This is a genomic window from Cupriavidus sp. 96C5-1 (genome assembly GCF_057798855.1).
This window is the reverse complement of record NZ_JBYOJU010000061.1, coordinates 1-12,890: the sequence shown is the minus strand read 5'-3', so window position 1 is coordinate 12,890 and position 12,890 is coordinate 1. Positions and strand designations below refer to the sequence as shown.

Annotated in this window: 14 protein-coding genes; 8 read left to right on the top strand and 6 right to left on the bottom strand. The window is 68.3% G+C overall.

The window, feature by feature from the left end; all coding sequences use genetic code 11:
- Window positions 1-22: 22 nt before the first annotated feature.
- The 6 genes from AC3FOF_RS40000 to AC3FOF_RS39975 are packed head-to-tail and all read left to right on the top strand — an operon-like array spanning window position 23 to window position 6,523.
- Window positions 23-1,441, top strand: a complete 1,419-nt coding sequence (locus tag AC3FOF_RS40000) for an aspartate aminotransferase family protein (protein ID WP_488729765.1) — start codon at window positions 23-25, stop codon at window positions 1,439-1,441.
- Complete coding sequence (locus tag AC3FOF_RS39995; RefSeq protein WP_488729764.1) at window positions 1,441-2,382, top strand: DMT family transporter; 942 nt, start codon at window positions 1,441-1,443, stop codon at window positions 2,380-2,382. Before AC3FOF_RS40000 ends, AC3FOF_RS39995 begins: the two co-directional genes overlap by 1 nt.
- 4 nt (window positions 2,383-2,386) lie before the next feature.
- On the top strand, window positions 2,387-3,112 hold the full coding sequence (locus AC3FOF_RS39990) for a GntR family transcriptional regulator (protein ID WP_488729763.1): 726 nt from the start codon (window positions 2,387-2,389) through the stop codon (window positions 3,110-3,112).
- Window positions 3,109-4,137 carry a histone deacetylase family protein gene (locus AC3FOF_RS39985; RefSeq protein WP_488729762.1) on the top strand — a complete coding sequence of 343 codons (1,029 nt, stop codon included), beginning with the start codon at window positions 3,109-3,111 and terminating at the stop codon, window positions 4,135-4,137. The genes AC3FOF_RS39990 and AC3FOF_RS39985 overlap by 4 nt, the downstream gene beginning before the upstream one ends.
- Window positions 4,134-5,195 (top strand): phosphotransferase, encoded by a 1,062-nt coding sequence (locus tag AC3FOF_RS39980; protein WP_488729761.1) that lies wholly within the window; start codon window positions 4,134-4,136, stop codon window positions 5,193-5,195. Before AC3FOF_RS39985 ends, AC3FOF_RS39980 begins: the two co-directional genes overlap by 4 nt.
- 20 nt (window positions 5,196-5,215) lie before the next feature.
- Window positions 5,216-6,523, top strand: coding sequence for an aspartate aminotransferase family protein (locus AC3FOF_RS39975; protein WP_488729760.1), 1,308 nt, complete (start codon window positions 5,216-5,218; stop codon window positions 6,521-6,523).
- Window positions 6,524-6,542: 19 nt separating this feature from the next.
- On the opposite strand, the gene wrbA is transcribed toward AC3FOF_RS39975, so the two are convergent.
- Complete coding sequence (gene wrbA / locus AC3FOF_RS39970; protein WP_488729759.1) at window positions 6,543-7,163, bottom strand: NAD(P)H:quinone oxidoreductase; 621 nt, start codon at window positions 7,161-7,163, stop codon at window positions 6,543-6,545.
- A 220-nt stretch (window positions 7,164-7,383) separates the two neighbouring features.
- Between wrbA and AC3FOF_RS39965 the strand changes: the two genes are divergently transcribed.
- Together AC3FOF_RS39965 and AC3FOF_RS39960 are read left to right on the top strand one after the other, a co-directional pair.
- Entirely contained in the window at window positions 7,384-7,644 is a 261-nt protein-coding gene (locus AC3FOF_RS39965; RefSeq protein ID WP_276263718.1) for a UBP-type zinc finger domain-containing protein, read from the top strand.
- A gap of 59 nt (window positions 7,645-7,703) precedes the next feature.
- Window positions 7,704-8,225 carry a DsbA family protein gene (locus AC3FOF_RS39960; protein WP_488729758.1) on the top strand — a complete coding sequence of 174 codons (522 nt, stop codon included), beginning with the start codon at window positions 7,704-7,706 and terminating at the stop codon, window positions 8,223-8,225.
- A gap of 15 nt (window positions 8,226-8,240) precedes the next feature.
- On the opposite strand, the gene AC3FOF_RS39955 is transcribed toward AC3FOF_RS39960, so the two are convergent.
- The 5 genes from AC3FOF_RS39955 to AC3FOF_RS39935 form a co-directional block, all read right to left on the bottom strand.
- On the bottom strand, window positions 8,241-8,942 hold the full coding sequence (locus AC3FOF_RS39955; protein WP_488729757.1) for a GntR family transcriptional regulator: 702 nt from the start codon (window positions 8,940-8,942) through the stop codon (window positions 8,241-8,243).
- Window positions 8,943-8,984: 42 nt separating this feature from the next.
- Complete coding sequence (locus AC3FOF_RS39950; protein WP_488729756.1) at window positions 8,985-9,983, bottom strand: 2Fe-2S iron-sulfur cluster-binding protein; 999 nt, start codon at window positions 9,981-9,983, stop codon at window positions 8,985-8,987.
- A gap of 50 nt (window positions 9,984-10,033) precedes the next feature.
- Window positions 10,034-10,513, bottom strand: coding sequence for a GlcG/HbpS family heme-binding protein (locus tag AC3FOF_RS39945; protein WP_276263722.1), 480 nt, complete (start codon window positions 10,511-10,513; stop codon window positions 10,034-10,036).
- A gap of 48 nt (window positions 10,514-10,561) precedes the next feature.
- Entirely contained in the window at window positions 10,562-12,022 is a 1,461-nt protein-coding gene (locus tag AC3FOF_RS39940; RefSeq protein WP_488729782.1) for an aldehyde dehydrogenase family protein, read from the bottom strand.
- An 85-nt stretch (window positions 12,023-12,107) separates the two neighbouring features.
- Window positions 12,108-12,839 (bottom strand): iron-containing redox enzyme family protein, encoded by a 732-nt coding sequence (locus AC3FOF_RS39935; RefSeq protein ID WP_488728125.1) that lies wholly within the window; start codon window positions 12,837-12,839, stop codon window positions 12,108-12,110.
- Between the last annotated feature and the right edge of the window lie 51 nt (window positions 12,840-12,890).

Here is a 12,890-nt window from a genome sequence, read left to right as displayed (position 1 = left end):
ACGACCACAGGACGTCACTGACATGACCGTCGCCTTGCCCTCGCACGCCGCCCTTGCCGCCGACGATATCGCGGCCCACCTGCATCCCTTCACCAACCTGGCCGCCCACCCCGGCGTCGGCCCGCTCGTCATCACCAAAGGCGACGGCATCTATGTGGAGGACGACCAGGGCAAGCGCTACCTGGAGGGCATGTCGGGCCTGTGGTGCAGCTCGCTCGGGTTCAGCCACGCGCGCGTGATCGAGGCCGGGGTGCAGGCCATGCGCACGCTGCCCTGCTATCACACCTTCAACCATCGCTCCAACCCGGCCGCCATCATGCTGGCCGAGAAGCTGGTCGCGATGGCGCCGGTGCCGATGTCCAAGGTGTTCTTCGCCAACTCCGGCTCGGAGGCCAACGACACCGCCGTCAAGCTGGTCTGGTACTACCACAACGCCATCGGCAAGCCGGACAAGAAGAAGATCATCGCGCGCACCAACGCCTATCACGGCGTCACGGTGGCGGCGGCGAGCCTCAGCGGCCTGCAGGCCAATCATCGCGATTTCGACCTGCCGATCGACCGCATCCTGCGCGCCGGCTGCCCGCACCACTACCGCTATGGCACGCCAGAAGAGAGCGAAGCGGCCTTTGCCACCCGCCTGGCGCAGGAGCTGGAAGCCCTGATCCAGGCGGAAGGCCCCGAGACCATCGGCGCCTTCATCGCCGAGCCGGTGATGGGCGCGGGCGGCGTGATCGTGCCGCCGGCCACCTACTTCGCCGAGATCCAGGCCGTGCTGCGCCGCCATGACATCCTGCTGATCGCCGACGAGGTGATCTGCGGCTTTGGGCGCACCGGCGCGATGTTCGGCTCCACCACCTACGGCATGCAGCCGGACATCCTCACCTGCGCCAAGGCGCTGTCCTCCGGCTATATGCCGATCTCGGCGGTCATGGTGTCGGAGCAGGTACACGCGGCGATTGCCGCCAACAGCGGCAAGATCGGCACCTTTGGCCATGGCTTCACCTACTCTGGCCATCCGGTCACCACGGCGGTGGCGCTGGAAACGCTGCGGGTCTACGAGGACGACCGCATCCTCGACCACGTGAACGCGGTCACGCCGCGCTTCCAGCAGGCGCTGCGGGCTTATGCCGGGCGCGCGCTGGTGGGCGAGGTGCGCGGGGTCGGCCTGCTGGGCGCGATCGAGCTGGCGGCGGATCCGGCGGCGCGGCGCGCTTTCGACCCGGCGCTGAAGGCTGGCGCGCGCCTGGCGCAACTGGCGCAGGAGCAAGGCCTGATCGTGCGCGCCATGGGCGACACCATCGCCTTCTGCCCGCCGCTGATCATCACCGAGGCGCAGATCGATGCACTGTTCGCGCGCTTCGAGCGGGCCATGGCGGCGCTGGAGCGTGAGTTGCCAGCCTGCGGCGATGGCGGCAATGGTGGCAACAAGGCTGCGGCCTGATGACCGGGCCGGCCAATCCCTCGCTGCGGCTGACCACGGCGAGCGCGCGCCGCAACGGCATCCTGCTGTTCTTCTGCGCGCTGGTGGCGTTCGCCAGCTACGACGCCTTCTGCAAGTGGATGCTGCGCGATCACTCGGCGCCGATGATGAACCTCACCCGCTACGTGTCGGTGAGCGTCATCGCGCTGGTGTGGCTGCTGCGCGCAGGCGGCCTGAAGCTGTGGCGCACGCCCTGCAAGTGGCTGCTGCTGGCGCGCGGCCTGGCGCTTGGCATCGTCGCCAGCTGCTTCATGGCGGCGCTGGTGTACATGCCGCTGGCCGAGGCCACGGCGATCTACTTCACCGCGCCGCTGATCATGGTGGCACTGTCGCCGGCGGTGCTGGGCGAGCGGGTGGGACCCGCGCAGTGGGCGGCCGTGCTGGCTGGCTTTGGCGGCATGCTGCTGATCGTGCGGCCGGGCGGTGACCTGCCCTTCGTCGGCACCGTGCTGATGATGGTCTCGGCCGTGTGCTATGCGGCCTTCCAGCTGCTGACGCGCCGGCTGGCCGGCGAGGTTGCCGGGCCGGTGCTCTACGCCTGGACCGCGCTGATCTGCCTGGTGGTGACCGGCGTGCCCGCGCTGGCGACGCTGCCCGAGGTCATGCCGTCCGCGCCCGATCTCTTGCTGATGATGGCCGGCGGCGCCTGCAGCGGCCTGGCACAGCTGCTGCTGCTTGCCGCCTTCCGGCGCGTTGCCGCCTCCACGCTCGCGCCGCTCAATTACTTTCAACTGCTGCTCGCCGTGCTGATCAGCACCTTTGTCTTCCAGCGCCCGCCCGATGGCATCGCGCTGGCGGGCATCGTGCTGATCATGCTGTCGGGCGGCTACCTCGCGTTGCGCGCTCGGCTGGCGCCGCCAGCGGCGCCGGCGCGGCCGGTCGTAGCCCGAGCCAAGGACTAAGCCCATGTCTGATTCCGCATTCGAAGAATCCTCACCGTTTGCTTCCATCGAAGTTTCCGACCTGGTGGCAGCGGTGGAGGCCCAGCTCACCCAGGCCATTGTCGAAGGCCGCCTGCCGCCCGGCAGCCGCATCGTCGAGGCGGACATCGCCCGCCGCATGAATGTCAGCCGCGCGCCGGTGCGCGAGGCGGCGCGGCGGCTTGAGCGCCAGGGCGTGCTGGTGTCGCGCCCGCGCCATGGCTTTGCGGTGCGCACGGTCACGGTGCGCGAGATCGACGACCTGTTCCAGGTCCGGCTGAACCTGGAGCTGATGGCCGCCTCGCTCGCCTGCAAGCAGGCGCCGGAGGCCGGGCTGCAGCAGCTCGTGGCCATGGTCGAGCGCATGGTGCAGGAGGCGGAATCGCTGCCGCAGATCGAGCGGGTGGCGCGCGACCTGGCGTTCCACACGGCCATCTGCGAGCTGTCCGGCAATGCCTACCTGCATCGCATGTTCTCCATGATGCAAACGGAGATCCGCATGATCGTCGCGCTGATCGACAGCGTGTACCACGACCCCAAGGCCGTGGCCGAGACCCATCGCCCCATCGCCGAGGCGATCGCGCGGCGTGACGAAGCCGCGGCGCAGGCCGCGGTGCGCTTCCATATCGAGGACGCCTGGGTCCATGTCCGGGCGGTGTTCATGAAAAAACAGGGTGTCGCCAACGCGCCCGCCATGGAGTCCGTCCTATGAAAGTCGTCTACAGCGATCTGCATCTCGACCACGACCCGCACGCGTTCATGGTGCGCGGCAGGATGAAGCGCAGCAACGAGCAGCCCGAGCGCGCCCTGCGCCTGCTGGCGGCGGTGCGCGCCGACGGCCACGACGTGATCGCCCCTGCCGATCACGGCCCGGGCCCGCGCGCCGCGATCCACACGCCGGAGTACCTGCGTTTCCTGGAAACCGCCTACGACCGCTGGCAACTCCTGCCCGATGCCTCCGAAGAGGTGTTGCCCAACATCCACCCCTTCCCCGGCCAGCCCTGCACCTACCCCGACAGCGTGGTCGGCCAGGCGGGCTTCCACATGGGCGACGCCGCCTGCTCCATCGGGCCCAATACCTGGCGCGCGGCGGTCGGCTCGGCCGACGTGGCCACCCATGCCGCGCAACTGGTGGCCGATGGCGAACGCGCCGCCTACGCGCTGTGCCGCCCGCCGGGCCACCACGCCTACGCGGACCGCGCCAATGGCTTCTGCTACCTGAACAACACCGCCATTGCCGCGCAGCACCTGCGCCGCCACCATGACCGCGTTGCCATCCTCGACATCGACATGCACCACGGCAACGGCACGCAGGGCATCTTCTATCGCCGCAACGATGTGCTGACCGTGTCGCTGCACGGCGATCCGATGCTGTTCACGCCCTTCTTCACCGGCCATGCGCACGAGCGCGGCGAGGCGGAGGGCCTGGGCTACAACATCAACCGGCCGCTGGCGCGCGGCACCGGCGACGAGGCCTACCTGGCGGCGCTGCGCGACGTGTGCCAGAGCATCCGCGCCTTCGCGCCCGGCGCGCTGGTGGTGGCGCTGGGGCTGGACGCGCACGAGCGCGATCCGTACCAGGCGCTGGCCGTCACCACGCCCGGCTTCGCGCTCATCACCGCGGAGATCGCGCGGCTGGGCCTGCCGACGGTGCTGGTGCAGGAAGGTGGCTACCTCTCCGACGATCTCGGCCCCAACCTGTCCAGCGCGCTGCGCGGCTTCGCGAGCGCGGCATGAACGGGCCGGCAAGCGCGGCGCTGGCTGCCGCGGATGTGCTTGGCGAAGGCTCTCCGGAAGTCCCGCTGGCGTGGGCCATGGACCTGCTGGCGCAGCAGTACGGGCTGGCGGGGCGGCTCTCCCCGCTGACCGGCGAGCGCGACCGCAACTTCCTGCTGGAGACGCCGGCGGCAAGCTATATGCTCAAGGTATCCCATCCCGCCGAGCTGCCGCTGGTGGCTGACTTCCAGACCCAGGCACTGCTGCACATCGCCGCGGCCGATCCCGGCCTGCCCGTGCAGCGGATCGTGCCGACCCTGGCGGGCGAGCCGTCGCTGGTCGCGCAGCCGCCCGGCGGGGATGCCCGCGTGACGCGGCTGTTCAGCTACCTGCCGGGCGAGCCGCTGCCCAAGGCGCAGCGCTCGCAGGCGCAGGCGCGGGCGCTGGCGCGCACGCTGGCCCGGCTCGACCTGGCGCTGCGCGACTTCCGCCATCCTGCCGGCCAGCTGGCGTTGCCGTGGGACATCCAGCGTGCCGACAGCGTGCGCGGGCTGCTCGACAGCGTCCCGGACGAGAGCCGCCGCAAACTGGCACTCCGCGCGCTGGATCGCTTCGCCGCCAACGTGCGGCCCCAGCTGGCGCGCCTGCGGGCCCAGCCGATCCACAACGACTTCAACATCTACAACGTGCTGGTCGACCCGCTTGACCATGCGCGCATCGCGGGCGTGCTGGATTTTGGCGACATGGTCCATGCGCCGCTGATCGACGACCTGGCCGTGGCCGCCGCCTACCAGGTCGACCCGGCCGGCGATACCATGGCCACGCTGGCGGACTTCGTCGCCGCGTACCACGCGGTGCTGCCCCTGGAGGCGGACGAGATCGACGTGCTGTTCGACCTGGTGCAGGCCCGGCTGGTGATGGTGGTCGCCATCAGCGGCTGGCGCGCCGCGCGGCATCCGGAGAACGCCCCTTACCTGCTGCGCAACAACGCGGTCTCCTGGGAGCGGCTGGCGGCCTGCGACGTCATCCCCGCGGAGCACGCGCGCAACGTCCTGCACCGGGCCTGCGGACTGGCTTGACCACGATACCAAGGAATCCGATGACCATTGCCGCAGCTATCCCCTGCGTTGCCGAACTGGCCGAGCGGCGCGCTCGCGTGCTCGGGCCCGCGTACCGCCTGTTCTACGACGAGCCGCTGCACATCGTGCGCGGCGAAAGCGTATGGCTTTACGACGCCAGCGGCGAGCGCTACCTCGATGCGTACAACAACGTGGCGTCCGTCGGCCATTGCCATCCGCATGTAGTGGATGCCATCGCCCGCCAGGCGGCGCAGCTGAACACGCATACGCGCTACCTGCACGAGGGCATCCTGGATTATGCCGAGCGCCTGCTGGCGACCATGCCGGACGCGCTGGGCCATGCCATGCTCACCTGCACCGGCAGCGAGGCCAACGACCTGGCCATGCGCATCGCCCGCGCCCACACCGGCGCGCAAGGGCTGATCATCACGCGCTTTGCCTATCACGGAGTCACCACGTCCATTGCCGAGGCATCGCCCTCGCTCGGGCGCTACGTGAAGCTTGGCGACAACGTGCGTACCGTGCCCGCGCCGGACAGCTTGCGCGTGCCGGCCGCACAGCTCGGCGCGGCCTTTGCCGAAGGCGTGCGGCACGCCATCGAAGACCTGCGCGCGCACGGCATCCGCCCCGCCGCGCTGCTGGTCGATACCGTGTTCTCCAGCGACGGCATCTTCACCGATCCGCCCGGCTTCCTGCGGGAGGCGGTGGCCGCCATCCGCGCGGCCGGCGGCGTGTTCATCGCCGACGAGGTGCAGCCGGGACTGGGGCGCACCGGAGACGCGTTCTGGGGCTTCCAGCGTCATGGCGTGGTGCCCGACATCGTCACCATGGGCAAGCCGATGGGCAACGGCCATCCGCTCGCCGGGCTGGCCGTGCGCCCCGAGGTGCTGCAAGCCTTTGGCCGCGAGTGCCGGTATTTCAATACCTTCGGCGGCAACCCGGTTTCCGTCGCCGCCGGCATGGCCGTGCTCGATGTCATCGAGCAGACGCAGCTCGTGGCACAGGTACGGCGCGTTGGCGCGTACCTGCGCGAGCGCCTGGCGGGCGTGGCGGCGCGGCACCCGCTGATCGGCGATATCCGCGGCGCCGGGCTCTTCGTGGCGGTCGAGTTTCTCGATGGCGGCGATGCCAGCCGGCCCGCGACGGCGCAGACCGCGCGCATCGTCAACGGGCTGCGGCGCCGCCATGTGCTGGTTGGCGCCACCGGCGAAGCGGCCAACATCCTGAAGATCCGCCCGCCGATGGTGTTCACCGAAGCGCACGCCGACCTGCTGGCCGACACCCTGGACGCGGTGCTGGCCGAGGTGGAGAACGAGCGCCCGGCCTAGGCGTACCCGAAAGTACCCGCTAGCGCGCCGCGAGCTTTACTGCGATGCCGGCCACGTGCCGGCCCTGGTACTTTGCGATCGCCAGTTCGTTCTCGCTAGGCTGGCGCGAGCCGTCGGCTCCCGTCAGGGTGGAAGCGCCATAGGGTGTGCCGCCGGTGATCTGGCTCATGTCCAGCAGGCGCGCCTCGGCGTAAGGCACGCCGACGATCACCATGCCCTGGTGCAGCAGCGTGCTGTGGAAGCTGGTGATGGTGGTTTCCTGCCCGCCATGCTGGCTGGCCGTGCTGGTAAAGACACTGCCGACCTTGCCCACCAGCCCGCCGCTCATCCACAGCCCGCCGGTCTGGTCCAGAAAATTGCGCATCTGCGCGCACATGTTGCCAAACCGCGTCGGTGTGCCAAACAGGATGGCATCGGCGTCGGCCAGTTTGTCCGGCTGCGCGATGGGCACATGCGCAAAGGCCGCGCGGGCGGCTTTGGCGCCACTCTTTTCCAGCACGGCGTCCGGCACCAGTTCCGGCACCTGGAGCAGGGTCACCTCGGTGCCGGCGACTTCGCGCGCGCCTGCCGCCACGGCTTCCGCCATCTTGTAGACGTGTCCGTACATGCTGTAGAAGACTACCTGGATCTTGCAGGTCATGGTCATCCTCCTGTGTGCAATGGAATATGCGAAATGGGAAACGGAAATCGGATTTCAGGCCGGATCGGGCCATCCGTTGAGTCTAGGCGACAGCAGCGCGCAACGCGTCGACAGCCACGCTTCCCTTCGCAACTTCGCCGCCTACAATGAAAGACCCTGGCTCATCCGCGTGCCGCGCGGCATGGGCCTGCCCTGCCGGCGCCCAACAGGGAGTACAGCAATGACAACGGCGTGTCCGCACCTTGCCTTGATCCATTCCGTGACCCCTAGCGCCGAAGGCTGCGAGGAATGCCTGCGCAGCGGCGACGAGTGGGTGCACCTGCGCATCTGCCTGTGCTGCGGCCATGTCGGCTGCTGCGACGACTCGCCCAACAAGCACGCCACCCGGCATTTCCTGGCCACGGCGCATCCGGTGATCCAGTCGTTCGAGCCCGGCGAAACCTGGCGCTGGTGCTATATCGACAAGCTGGTCATTGCCTGACGGCGGCACGGCGCGCGCGCAAGCCAACCCCCATGCGCCAGACCTTCAAGGAGAATGCCATGCTGTCGACGCCCGTTGAAAAGACCGACCACCTACTGGGGCCTGCATCGGCCCACGTCACCGTGGTGGAGTACGGGGACTTCGAATGCCAGTATTGCCGCCTGGCCTACGGCGGCGTGAAGATCCTGCTTGCCCGCTACCACGACCGCCTGCGCTTCGTGTACCGCCATTTCCCGCTGTCGGCCTGGCACCCGCAGGCGGAAGCCGCTGCCGAAGCGGCCGAGGCGGCAGGGGCCCAGCACAAGTTCTGGCCCATGCACCAGCAGATATTCGAGCAGCATCACGGCATCAAGCCAGCGATGCTGCGAGAGTACGCCGCCACGCTGGAACTGGATCTGGAGCGCTATGACTACGACATGAAGGCCCACACCTACCTGCAGCGCGTGCGAGAGCACCAGCACAGTGGCCTCGCCAGCCATGTGCGCGGCACGCCGTCCTTCTTCGTCAATGGCGTGATACAGGACGTGACCTTCGGCATGGAGCACCTGGACCATGCCATTGCCGTGGCGCTGCGCGGCTAGGGGCAGACGGCCGGGCTACCAGGGGCCGACAGGCGTGGCCGCCTCCGCCGCGCTGTAGACGTGGCGGGCGGCGAGCAGCGCGGCAAGGTCGGCGTCGCCCGCGATCACAGCCCGCAGGATCTGGGCGTGCTCGTCCCAGTTCTGCTGCGCGCGCAGCCGGTGCGCCGGCGCGAACACCAGCCCGGTGCGCTCGCGCAAGGAGCGCATCATCTCCTGCAGCACGCCATTGGCGGCGATGTTGCCCAGCACCTCGTGAAAACGGAAATTGAGCGTGAGCAGGCGTTCGTCCTCGCCGCCGCACGCGGCCGCGCTGCCCTGGCGCAGGACCTCCCGCAGCTCGGCGACCAGCCGTGGATCGCGCCGTTGCGCGGCCAGCTTGGCGTTCAGGCCTTCCAGCGTGGCGCGCACCTCGACCATCTCCCGCACGACATGCGCCGACAGGCACGCCACCGAAGCGCCGCGGCGCGGCTCGATGCGCACCAGGCCTTCGGCGGCCAGCGCGCGCAGCGCCTCTCGCACCGGCACGCGCGACACGCCCAGTTCCGCCGACAGCGTGTGCTCCACCAGCCGGTCGCCCTGGCGGTACACGCCGCCGACAATGCGCTGGCGCAAGGTGTCGGTCACCTGCGCGAACAGCGGCGAATGGCGGGCGCCGAGGCTCTCGCCGGGAAAGCCCGCCAGGCGGGCGGGTGGAACACTGCCGTGGTCGTCGGACATGTTCGTCTTGTCGGCGCGCGGGACCATCCCGCGCGCCATGGTTCAGCTGCGTTGGAATGTGAAGCTGTCTGCGTAGATATGCGCGCCGCTGGCGCCAAGCCCGAGGAACATCCCGCGGGCGTCGCGGATCATGTCGGGCGAGCCGCACAGGTAGATGGCGTGCTCCGACAAGTCCGGCAGGTCGGCGGCAACGGCATGCTGCACATGGCCGCGCCGCCCGCGCCATGCATCGCCGGCGCGCGACAGCACCGGCACGTACTGGAAATCGTAGAGCCGCGCGCCCCATTGCTGGATCTGTTCGTGCAGGTACAGGTCCGCTTCGGAGCGCATGCCCCAGTAGAGCGATACCGGCGGGCAATCCGGATCGTCCATCAGCGATTCGAGGATGCTCTTGATCGGTGCCAGCCCGGTGCCCGTGGCCACCATCAGCAGCGGGCGATAGTCGTCCTTGCGCAGGTAGAAGCCGCCCAGCGGCAACTCCACGTCCAGCTGGTCGTCGGAGCGCAGGCCTGCGAGCAAGCGCTCGGTGAAGTAGCCGCCGGGAATGCGGCGCACATGCAGGTCCACCGTGCGATCCCTGGGCACCGAAGCCATGGAGAAACTGCGCGCGATGCCGTCGCCGGTAAAGATCTTGAGGTACTGGCCTGGACGGTAGTCGAGCGCTTCCGCCTGCGGCAATTCGAGCGTGAGATGCACCACATCCGCGCTGAGCGGCGCGATGTTGCGGATCACGGCCGTATGGCGCGCGGGCTCGGCGCATGGCTCGCCAGGGCGTTCGGTGCTGATCACCAGATCGCTGGTGGGCCGCGCCTGGCACGCCAGCGCAAAGCCCTCGCCCTCTTCTTCCGGAGTCAGGCCCATGGGATATTCCTCATAGGCCACCGTGCCCTCCACCAGCTTGACGCGGCATGTCGCGCAACCGCCAAAGCGGCAGTCATGCGCCATCGGCACATTGGCGCGCAGGGCGCCATCCAGTACCGATTCGCCGGCACCGACTTCAAAGGATTGCTGGGATTCGACGAGGTGAATGCGGTAAGACATGGCTGACTCGGAAAACGTGGGAGACAAGGGACCTGCGCAAAGCTTGGCGCTTATTTCTTGATATCGGCTTCGACCAGCACCTTCAGGTCTTCGCTGGCCAGCAGTTCCTGCAGGGCCTGCAGCGCGGCCACGCCGCATGCCGTGTCCTGCTCGCCGTTGCCGCCGCTCAGGCCGATGCCGCCGATGACTTCGCCATTGACCACGATCGGGAAGCCGCCCACGAACACCGCGAACTTGCCCTCGAAGCTCCACTGGATGCCGAAGGCTTCATTGCCCGGCAGCGCGGGGCCGTTGGGCGCCTGGTTGAACAGGTGGGTGGAGCGCTTGTGGCCGGCGGCGGTGAAGGCCTTGTTCCAGGCGATCTGCGGGCCGGTGATGCGCGCGCCGTCCATGCGCTCCAGCGCCAGCGGATAGCCGCCGTCATCGACCACGCAGATCGATTCCAGCACGCCGATTTCCTCCGACTTGCGGATGGCCGCCGCCACCATGTGGCGGGCTTCCTTCAGTTCCAGCTTGATGGCTTTTCTCATGTCCTGCTCCTTGTTTAGTTGAGGCCGATTTGACGCGTTTTCGCCGGCTCAGCAGCCGCGATAAACGGTCTTGATCTGGGTGTAGAACTCCAGTCCCGCCCGGCCCGACTCGCGGAACGTGGAGGTGCTGGACTGCTTGAGGCCGCCGAACGGCGCGTTGATCAGGTTGCCCGTGGTGGTGCGGTTGACCTTGACCGTGCCCGACTGGATGTCGTGCGCGAAGTCGTGCGCATAGCGCGGGTTGCCGGTCACGATGGCGGCCGACAGGCCGTACTCCGTGTCGTTGGCCTTGGCGATGGCGTCGGCGTAGCTGCTCACCTCGATGATGGCGATCACCGGCCCGAAGATTTCCTCGCGGGCGATGCGCATCCGCTGCGTGACGTCGGTGAAGATGGCCGGCGAGACATAGAAGCCCTTGCCGTATTGCTCGCCTGCCAGGCGCTCGCCGCCGCACAGGTGCGTGGCTTCGGCCTTGCCGGCTTGCACGTAGCCGAGCACGGTGTCGAGCTGCTTGCGGGTGGCGAGCGGGCCCACGTCCATGCCAGGCGTCATGCCGCTGCCGATTTTCAGGGCCTTGACCTTGGCCAGCAGCTTCTCGGTGTATGCCGCCTTGACCGATGCCATCACCAGCACGCGGCTGGTGCCGGTGCAGGCCTGGCCGCTCAGCGACAGGCCGCCCTTGATGGTGAGGTCCACCGCGCGGTCCAGGTCGGCGTCTTCCATCACGATCAGCGGGTTCTTGCCGCCGAGCTCCATCTGGGTGCGTGTGCTCAGCGAAACCGAGCGATGGATATGCCGGCCGGCGGCGGTCGAGCCGGTAAAGGAAATCGCGCGCACCGCCGGGGCTTCGGTGATGGCGGCGCCCACGTCGCCGGCACGGCCGGTGATGAAATTGAGCACGCCCTTGGGAATGCCGGCTTCCACGAATGCCTGCGCCAGGCGGTAGCCGCTCAGCGGCGCGTCCGACGAGGGCTTGAACACCACGGTGTTGCCCGCGATCAGCGCTGGGGCGATCTTGCGCGCCGGGATCGATACCGGGAAATTCCACGGCGAGATCACCGTCACCACGCCCAGCGGCTCGCGCTGGCTATAGACGATCATGTCGGGATCGTCCTGCGGATACGTCTCGCCCGAGAACGACTGCCCTTCCACGGCGTAGAAACGGATCGTCTGCGCCGAGCGCAGCACTTCGTCCTTGCTCAGGTTGAGCGCCTTGCCCTCTTCGCGGGTCAGTTCCTCGGCGATCTGGTCGGCGTTGGCTTCCAGGTAGTCGGCGGCGCCGTTGAGGATCTTGGCGCGCCTGGAGATAGGGGTCTTCTTCCAGGCGTCGAAAGCGGCGGCGGCGGCGGCCACCGCGGCCTGCGCATCATCCGCGCTCGAGGCCTGGAAACGGCCGACGATATCGGCGGTATCGGCCGGGTTGACGTTGTCGAAGGTGCGCCCGCTCGCGCTCTTCGACCATTCGCCGTTGATGTAGTTGTTGAATTCGTCTGTCTGTGCCACTGCCATGATGTCCAAGCCTCTATCCGGTCAGGCCCCGGGGCGGAGCCGTCAATGCCAATGCGATGCTGCTTTTTTTGCCCAGCGGCGGGCCTCAGGCGGCCATGTCCAGTTCGGGCAGTGGGATCTCCTGCGCGACGTAGTCGTGGTAGAGGGCGGTGGTGTAGAGCAGGCGCATCTGGGCGCCGATCTCGCAGATCTTCAGGCAGCGCTGCTGCAGCTCGACGGTGTTGGCGTGCTCGAGGACGATCTGGTAGCCGCGTTCGCCGTGGATTTCGTCGGAGACGATATGCAGGTCGAAGAATTCGACCTCCTCGTCGGTGAAGCCGTACTTGTCGCGCAGGGTGGGGGTCTGCTTGCGGTAGATCGAGGGCACCTGGGATTCGAGGCCGACCACCAGGCCGGCCACGGCGACGACGGGGTCTTCGCGCATGGCCACGGCATAGCACCAGCTTTGCAGGCCGCGGGTGGTGGGGGACATATTGTCGGGGTCGAGCACGCGCTCGCGGGTGGTGCCGCAGGCCTCGGCGAAGCGGATCAGCAGGTCGGTGTGGCGATCGCCGCCGATTTCCTCTTCATACATATTGGCCAGCAGGAAGTCCTTGGCTTCGGTGAAGCGGTCGGGGGTGCGGGCGTAGAGGTAGGCGAGGTAGTCGGCGAAGGGGCCGACGTAGTGGTAGTGGTTCTCGGCCCAGCGGGCGAGGTGGTCGCGGGAGAGTTTGCCGCTGGCCCATGCCACGCTGAAGGGGGCCTTGTTGGCGCTCTTGCCCTTGATGGCGTTTTCAAGGGCGGCACGGAAATCATCGCGGTTCATCAGTTCGGCCATTGGGGGCTCCTGTGGCAACGGGTTCAAGGTTGGGGGACTGCGTGGCGTGGT

Bases quoted from the DNA above. Each gene is read 5' to 3' on its own strand.
- AC3FOF_RS39950 (WP_488729756.1), bottom strand. From the start codon at position 9,983: ATGTCTTACCGCATTCACCTCGTCGAATCCCAGCAATCCTTTGAAGTC.
- AC3FOF_RS39965 (WP_276263718.1), top strand. From the start codon at position 7,384: ATGACAACGGCGTGTCCGCACCTTGCCTTGATCCATTCCGTGACCCCT.
- wrbA (WP_488729759.1), bottom strand. From the start codon at position 7,163: ATGACCTGCAAGATCCAGGTAGTCTTCTACAGCATGTACGGACACGTC.
- AC3FOF_RS39990 (WP_488729763.1), top strand. From the start codon at position 2,387: ATGTCTGATTCCGCATTCGAAGAATCCTCACCGTTTGCTTCCATCGAA.
- AC3FOF_RS39980 (WP_488729761.1), top strand. From the start codon at position 4,134: ATGAACGGGCCGGCAAGCGCGGCGCTGGCTGCCGCGGATGTGCTTGGC.
- AC3FOF_RS40000 (WP_488729765.1), top strand. From the start codon at position 23: ATGACCGTCGCCTTGCCCTCGCACGCCGCCCTTGCCGCCGACGATATC.
- AC3FOF_RS39955 (WP_488729757.1), bottom strand. From the start codon at position 8,942: ATGTCCGACGACCACGGCAGTGTTCCACCCGCCCGCCTGGCGGGCTTT.
- AC3FOF_RS39995 (WP_488729764.1), top strand. From the start codon at position 1,441: ATGACCGGGCCGGCCAATCCCTCGCTGCGGCTGACCACGGCGAGCGCG.
- AC3FOF_RS39975 (WP_488729760.1), top strand. From the start codon at position 5,216: ATGACCATTGCCGCAGCTATCCCCTGCGTTGCCGAACTGGCCGAGCGG.
- AC3FOF_RS39935 (WP_488728125.1), bottom strand. From the start codon at position 12,839: ATGGCCGAACTGATGAACCGCGATGATTTCCGTGCCGCCCTTGAAAAC.
- AC3FOF_RS39940 (WP_488729782.1), bottom strand. From the start codon at position 12,022: ATGGCAGTGGCACAGACAGACGAATTCAACAACTACATCAACGGCGAA.
- AC3FOF_RS39985 (WP_488729762.1), top strand. From the start codon at position 3,109: ATGAAAGTCGTCTACAGCGATCTGCATCTCGACCACGACCCGCACGCG.
- AC3FOF_RS39960 (WP_488729758.1), top strand. From the start codon at position 7,704: ATGCTGTCGACGCCCGTTGAAAAGACCGACCACCTACTGGGGCCTGCA.
- AC3FOF_RS39945 (WP_276263722.1), bottom strand. From the start codon at position 10,513: ATGAGAAAAGCCATCAAGCTGGAACTGAAGGAAGCCCGCCACATGGTG.